The following is a 6,964-nucleotide window of genomic DNA, read 5'->3' as shown; positions in this document are numbered from 1 at the left end:
ATGCTTTATTGATTATGGTTGGCGTTCAATTTTCACTAGGTGTATTAACGTTGATTTATGCAGTCCCTGTATGGCTTGGAGTATTACACCAAGTAGGTGCATTTATTTTACTCAGCGCAATGATTTTTACTTTACATCGTTTCAGTAAATAATTAAAAAAACGTTTAACTTTGCAGCATGATTTACAGATTTAGAGTTATCCTAGATAATGATACAGAAGAGGATGTTTTCAGAGATTTAGAAATCCGAGAAACGGACACTATGGAAGACTTGCACAATATTATTACGCAATCTTTTGGGTTTGATGGTCTAGAAATGGCTTCGTTCTATATTAGTGACGACGAATGGAACCAAGGCGAAGAAATCGCTATGTTTGATATGAGCGAAGGCCTTAACAAGGTAAAAATGATGAGCACCAGCATCATCAAAGACATAACGCATGAAGCATCTCCAAAACTTATTTATGTTTATGATTTTTTAAACATGTGGACCTTCTATGTAGAACTGGCAGAAATCGTAGAAGAATCTGTAGGCACCGACTATCCTAACCTAATGTTTGTACACGGACAGATACCAGACGAGGCGCCAGAGAAGGTATTTGAAGCCGATACAGATTCTGATGATTTTAATGCGTTTGAGGATGATATTGACGTGGATGATTACAGTGATTTAGATTTTGATGAAAACTGGAATTAAAACGGTTTATCATTTACCCCTTCATAATTTCGTTTTACAAAATCTAGAGCATTTTTTACGACCTCACCCATTGTTGTGCTCTTTCTAAAATTTAGATCTAAAGTGTATTTATAGATTTCTTCCTTAAGCATATCTACGTGTTTTTTTAAAGAAAGTTCATCCACCTCCATACATTTTAATAGCGCTTGTATTTGATTGTTATGACTTAACATACGTTTTGCCACAATAGAGCGTTCCTCAATTTTATATTGATCTATGGATTCTTTTTGAATTTTAGCCCTAACCAATTCTACCATTTTATAATTTTCTTTAAAAAATTGAGGTCTATATATCTTTAAATTACCCTCATAAGATTGTTGATCAAAATCTATTGCTCTTATTCTAAATACAACATGGTCAAAATCGTGCGTTGGTACAATTACATAATTATAAGATCTCATATCGCCCAACAACCTTATCATACAACGTTCATTAAACTTAACAAACTCTTTAGCAATCTGGGCTTTTTCAGAGGCGTTACAATCTTGGAGCATATTTTTTATAAATTCATCACCAGGAATTCCTGCAATATGCTCTTCAATCAAGGTGTTTTTACAAACTAAAAAGTTGAGATTGTATGGAGACAACATGTGCTCTAATTCTAACCCATAAACTCTAGACGCGTCAGCTTTCTTTACATAGAAATAGGTGTAATTATCATTAAGAATATTTCTAACCTTTACTCTAAAGGGTTTAGAGTTTCCAAAAGTACAAAAATCTATAGCATCAATATTTAAGTATTTTAAGATGACATCACTTCCATCTGAAAGTAAATTTGAATATACCTTTTTTAAGCTTAAATCTATTTCTTCGCGTTCAAACTCATTGTAGTAAACCCGCACCCATAATGTATCTTCATCATTCTTATCGTAGACAACAACAGAACCTTGAAAACGCAATAAATCTTCATAAAAAATAGGAAGATCTATGTTGCGATTATATACAGACAAATAGCTATCTAATTCTGTTGAAATTTTATAAGAAGGCTTCTTTTTAGATATTTTTAAATCCTCTTTCATTTTTTAAATGTAATAGTTTTCTCTAAAACCTATGTAACAAACTACAGCTTTAATCGTCTTATCAACATAACCAACTTTTGCCAAGCTTATACTAAGCTTATTTAGTAATAGCTATGGCAACTTCAATAAATTTAAACCAATCAATTTTGGAACAAACTATCCTTACAATCAACAATCTTACAAAAAAGTTCGGCAATCTTACGGCTGTAAAAAACTTAAGTTTTACTATTAACAAAGGTAACGTTTATGGCATTTTAGGGCCAAATGGTAGTGGTAAATCTACAACTTTAGGTATTGTATTAAATGTTGTCAATAAAACCCATGGTGACTTTCACTGGTTTAATGGCAATACCACTACACACAATGCTTTAAAGCAGGTAGGTGCAATTATTGAGCGCCCTAACTTTTACCCTTATATGACTGCAAAACAAAACTTAAAGCTGGTTTGCAGAATAAAAGGAGTTAATGAAAGTAAGATTGCAGAAAAGCTAGACGTTGTAGGGCTTTTAGACCGTAAAGATCATAAATTTAAGACCTACTCATTAGGGATGAAACAGCGCCTGGCCATTGCTTCTGCCCTACTTAACGACCCAGAGATTTTAATATTAGATGAGCCTACAAACGGATTAGACCCACAAGGCATACACCAAATAAGGCAAATTATTAAAGATATTGCAGCTACTGGCACTACTATTTTACTAGCATCTCATTTACTTGATGAAGTAGAAAAAGTATGCTCCCATGTTGTAGTGCTTAGAAAAGGTGAAAAATTGTATTCTGGGCGCGTAGACGAAATGATTAACAGCCATGGCTTTTTTGAATTAAAAACGGAACGACAAAATGACCTCATTAAACTGCTAAATGCGGATACTAATTTTTTAAAAATAAAAGTTGAAGATGACTTAATTACGGCCTTTTTAAATCAACCCATGTCAGCCTCAGACTTCAACAAACTTATGTTTGACAAGGGGATTTTATTATCACATCTGGTAAAACGAAAAGAAAGCTTGGAAGAGCAATTCTTACAACTCACAGACAACTTAGAATCAAATCAAAAAACAGCTTAATTCTTATTAGGAACTACGCACAACCAATCAATATATGTTACGTCTTTTAAAATTAGAACTACAAAAACTTTGGCTGAATAAAACAAGTCGAATCCTTATTATAATTTCATTTATATTACCTTTTACGGTTTTAGTATTATCCTCAATTAAGATTAACTTTTTTGGCTTATTCACATTAGAATTAGGAGAATTGGGCATCTTTAATTTCCCAATTATTTGGCATATTACCACATTTTTTGCTTCCTATTTTAAGTTTTTCTTTGCTATTGTGGTAGTGAGTATGATAGGTAATGAATACAGCAATAAAACCCTAAAACAAAATCTAATTGATGGACTGAGTAAAAAAGAATTTATTCTGTCTAAATTTTATACCATCGTTTTCTTTTCTCTATGTGCCACCCTTTTAATTGGTTTAGCATCGTTTTTTATAGGACTCTACTATTCTAGCTACACAGAAGCCTCAATTATAATTAGAGAAATAGAATTTTTACTAGCTTATTTTGTAAAATTGGTAGGATTCTTTAGTCTTTGTTTATTTTTTGGAATGCTACTCAAACGTTCAGCATTCGCACTCGCATTTTTATTCATATTATGGTTGTTTGAATGGTTAATCTTTTTGGGAGCTTATGAAGCCTTTGGTAATGCAGATAGCGCATGGAAAACAAAGAATTTTCTTCCATTAGAATCTATGTACAAACTTATTGATGAGCCAGGTAGAAGAATAATGATGACTAAGTTTCCAGATAATAAAGATATTATGTACGACTATGCTGTACATTGGTACGAAATTGCAATAGTAATGGGTTGGTCAGCCCTTTTTATCTTTTTATCTTATAGGCTGTTAAAAAAGAGAGATTTGTAATATCTTTGATAGCTATTGCTATGTACTACTAAAATACTACCTACAGCAGAAATATAATCCATTAGCTACTGTAATAATGTATTGAGAATTGTAGGAATGATGCGTATATCAAAGCTATTATGAAGAAGATTGGTTTTATATTATTTTTGGTGTTTGTCCTATATCCAGTTTATGGACAAAATGAAGCCTCAAATTGGTATTTTGGTTGGAATGCAGGTGTCACATTTGATGCTACTGAAGGCACAGTAACATCAATAACAGATGGGCAACTTAGAACTTTAGAAGGTTGCACATCCATATCTGATGCTGATGGTAATTTATTATTTTATTCTGACGGTAGAACTATCTGGAGCGGTTTAAATACCATTAATGGCATACATCAAGTAATGCAAAACGGTACTGGATTAAGAGGTGCTGAATCTAGTACTTCTTCGGGAGTAATAGTTCCTAAACCACAAGATCCTAGTACTTATTATCTTTTTACAGTAGATGAACCACATCATATCCCTTCTTCACGTGAAGGTGGAAATTTTGGACTTAATTATTCCCAAATTAATCTAAATGATAATAATGGATTTGGTGCCGTAGATATTAATTTAAAGAATGTTCAACTGCAGACATTTGATCAAAGTGACCCTCTCCAAGTAGAATATAAATGTTCAGAAAAAATAACCGCTGTTAGTTCTGATGACTGTTCATCTATTTGGGTAATCACGCACTTTGTAAATCGTTTTTATGCCTTTAAGATTGATGAAAATGGTGTTGACCCTAACCCAAGAATTTCAGACAATATTTTTCCTGAGGTACCAGTAACAGGATATAGACGTAATGCTTTAGGTTATATGAAAGCCTCACCTGATGGCACCAAGTTACTTGTTGCGCATTATGGATTTGCAGAAAACAACTTTGGTGGAAATACACCTGGTGGAGTTTATCTTTACGATTTCAACCCAAGCTCTGGTTTCGTAAGTGGTGGCTTGGAATTATATAGCCCTAGCGAAGGTAACAGCCCTTATGGTGTCGAATTTTCAGCCGAAAACCGAAAAGCTTATGCAACAGTAGGCTCAGGCGCAACTGGTAATGGGGCGAGCTGGGTATTTCAATGGGATTTAGAAGCTATGGATATCCCTGATTCCAGAGATGAAATTTATTTTTCAAATACAATTAGTGCTGGTGCGCTGCAATTAGGTATAGACCGAAAAATTTATAGAGCACAATATGAGTTTGAACAAAACACTGGCGCATTTCGTTATTTAGGGGTAATTGAAAACCCTGAAGCAGATGGCGAAGACATTATTTATGATGACAGAGGTGTCGAGCTAGACATTAATGGCTCTCAGCAAAACACAAGTAGAATAGGGTTACCTCCATTTATTCAATCACTTTTTAATTCTGAAACAGACATCATTAGAAACGGCATTAGTACAACAGAGTTAAGATTATGTACTGGTGATTCTTATACTTTACAAGCAGGTGATATCCCTGGAGCAGACTATGTATGGTCTTTTGATGGTAATTCCATTGCTGGTAACAACCAGGCTGAACTCTTTATTGATACACCAGGTTTCTATCAGGTTTTTATAGAACCCAATAACGGAGAATGCCCTATTGAAGGTAGTGCCATAGTAGGAGTTTTTGAAATACCTGTTGCCAACGAACCTACAGATATAAGTGTTTGTGATACTGCTGCTAATGATGGTATTTTTGATATGTTCGATTTTTCAAACAAGAATGGAGAAGCTCTACTAGCTCAAGAGCCAGATCAGCATAATGTTCGTTATTTTGAGACAGAAGAAGATGCTGAAAACCTTGAAAACGAAATCTCGTTTCCTTTCACCAATGCCGTCAATCCACAAACCATTTATGTAAGGGTTGATAATGTTGAGAATACCAATTGTTTTGATATTAACTCATTTGAAATTGAAGTATTCAATACTCCTCAAATTGTTCAACTCAATACTTTAGAATTTTGCGATGATGATGGAGACCCTACAGATGGTTTTGCAACTATAGCATTGGGAGATTTAATTCCAACAATCAGAGGTGAACAAAGTGAAACCGAAACTAATATTACCTTTCACGGTTCGCAAGAGGATGCCGATAATAACGATAATCAACTAGCACTATCTTACACTAACGATACTGCCTTTAACGATTCTGTTTTTGTTAGAATTGAAAACACTACAAATACCACTTGTTTTAGCACAGGTAGTTTTGAAATTATTATCAATGCTGCGCCTGCAGCAAACAATATTACCATTGTACAATGTGATGAAGATGGCATACAAGAAGGGTTTACAATATTTAATATCTCCCCATTTACAGAAGCTATTATTGAAAGCACAGTTGACAGATCTATAAGTTTTCATATCTCACAAAACGATGCTCAGAACGATGAAAATCCTATTGATCCTGATGCCTTTGAGAATTTCTTTAATCCTCAAATCATCTACACCAGAGTCACCAATACCAATACAGGTTGTGTGAGCTTTAGTGAGGTGTCCCTAGAGGTCAGTACTACAGCATCTAACGATGCTAGCATTTTCGTTTGTGACGATGATGGTAACGAAGACGGCTTTGCGGCTTTTAACCTCAACAATACCAATGCCATTGTCCTTGCTGGTGCTCCCGCTGGACTGCCTGTAACCTATTACGAAACCTATAACGATGCCTTGTTGGAAAACAATCCACTAGGCAGTAGCTATACCAATACCGTTGCCTATAACCAAACCATTTACGCACGTGTTGAAAATAACAATGCCTGTTATGGTATCAGTGAAATTGAGCTTACCGTTTTTGAACTGCCCAATATTGAAACTGCTTTTGAAACCATCTATTGCATTAACTTCTCACCTGAACCGATCATTCTTGATGCTGGTGTCATCAATGCCTCTACAAGTGACTTTTTCTATCAATGGTCCACTGGTGAGACCACAGCTTTTATAGAGATTGACACACCTGGGACCTACACCGTAAGGGTCAGTAATACCGATGGCTGTTTTAAGGACAGAACGATAAACGTTTTACCTTCTAATGTTGCTACCATTACAAACGTTGACATTGTAGATGCCTCAGAAAATAATACAGTTAGTATAATAGTCAGCGGTGAAGGTGATTATGAATATGCTCTTGTTGATAGCAATGGCCCTTACCAAGACAGTAATACCTTTACAGATGTTGAACCTGGTCTTTATACCGTCTATGTTAGGGACAAGAATAATTGTGGTATCAGTGAAGAATTAATTTCTGTTATTGGATTCCCTAAATTCTTTACACCTAAT

6 protein-coding genes are annotated in these 6,964 nt (G+C 34.7%); 5 read left to right on the top strand and 1 reads right to left on the bottom strand.

From position 1 onward, the window contains the following. Both Q0800_RS10085 and Q0800_RS10080 read left to right on the top strand, forming a co-directional pair. The coding region (locus Q0800_RS10085) for a COX15/CtaA family protein (RefSeq protein ID WP_299129283.1) at positions 1 to 152 on the top strand (152 nt) is incomplete at its 5' end. A 25-nt stretch (positions 153 to 177) separates the two neighbouring features. Beyond that, the gene (locus Q0800_RS10080) at positions 178 to 696 is read left to right on the top strand and encodes a hypothetical protein (protein WP_299129282.1); all 519 of its coding nucleotides are present in this window, start codon (positions 178 to 180) and stop codon (positions 694 to 696) included. Here Q0800_RS10080 and Q0800_RS10075 read toward each other — a convergent pair. Next, complete coding sequence (locus Q0800_RS10075) at positions 693 to 1,754, bottom strand: hypothetical protein (protein WP_299129281.1); 1,062 nt, start codon at positions 1,752 to 1,754, stop codon at positions 693 to 695. The genes Q0800_RS10080 and Q0800_RS10075 overlap by 4 nt on opposite strands. Before the next feature lie 146 nt (positions 1,755 to 1,900). On the opposite strand from Q0800_RS10075, the gene Q0800_RS10070 reads away from it, so the two are divergent. From Q0800_RS10070 to Q0800_RS10060, 3 genes are all read left to right on the top strand, one after another. Continuing rightward, positions 1,901 to 2,821: an ATP-binding cassette domain-containing protein gene (locus Q0800_RS10070; protein ID WP_366518841.1), complete on the top strand. Its 921-nt coding sequence runs from the start codon at positions 1,901 to 1,903 to the stop codon at positions 2,819 to 2,821. A 34-nt stretch (positions 2,822 to 2,855) separates the two neighbouring features. Then, the gene (locus Q0800_RS10065) at positions 2,856 to 3,683 is read left to right on the top strand and encodes an ABC transporter permease subunit (RefSeq protein ID WP_299129279.1); all 828 of its coding nucleotides are present in this window, start codon (positions 2,856 to 2,858) and stop codon (positions 3,681 to 3,683) included. A 119-nt stretch (positions 3,684 to 3,802) separates the two neighbouring features. After that, positions 3,803 to 6,964: hypothetical protein (locus Q0800_RS10060; protein WP_299129278.1), on the top strand; the 3,162-nt coding region annotated here is incomplete at its 3' end.

The sequence above is a fragment of the uncultured Winogradskyella sp. genome, from assembly GCF_937958655.1.
Classification (GTDB): Bacteria; Bacteroidota; Bacteroidia; order Flavobacteriales; family Flavobacteriaceae; genus Winogradskyella.
Note: the sequence above shows the minus strand (reverse complement) of the source record. Positions and strands in the feature narration are given on the sequence as shown.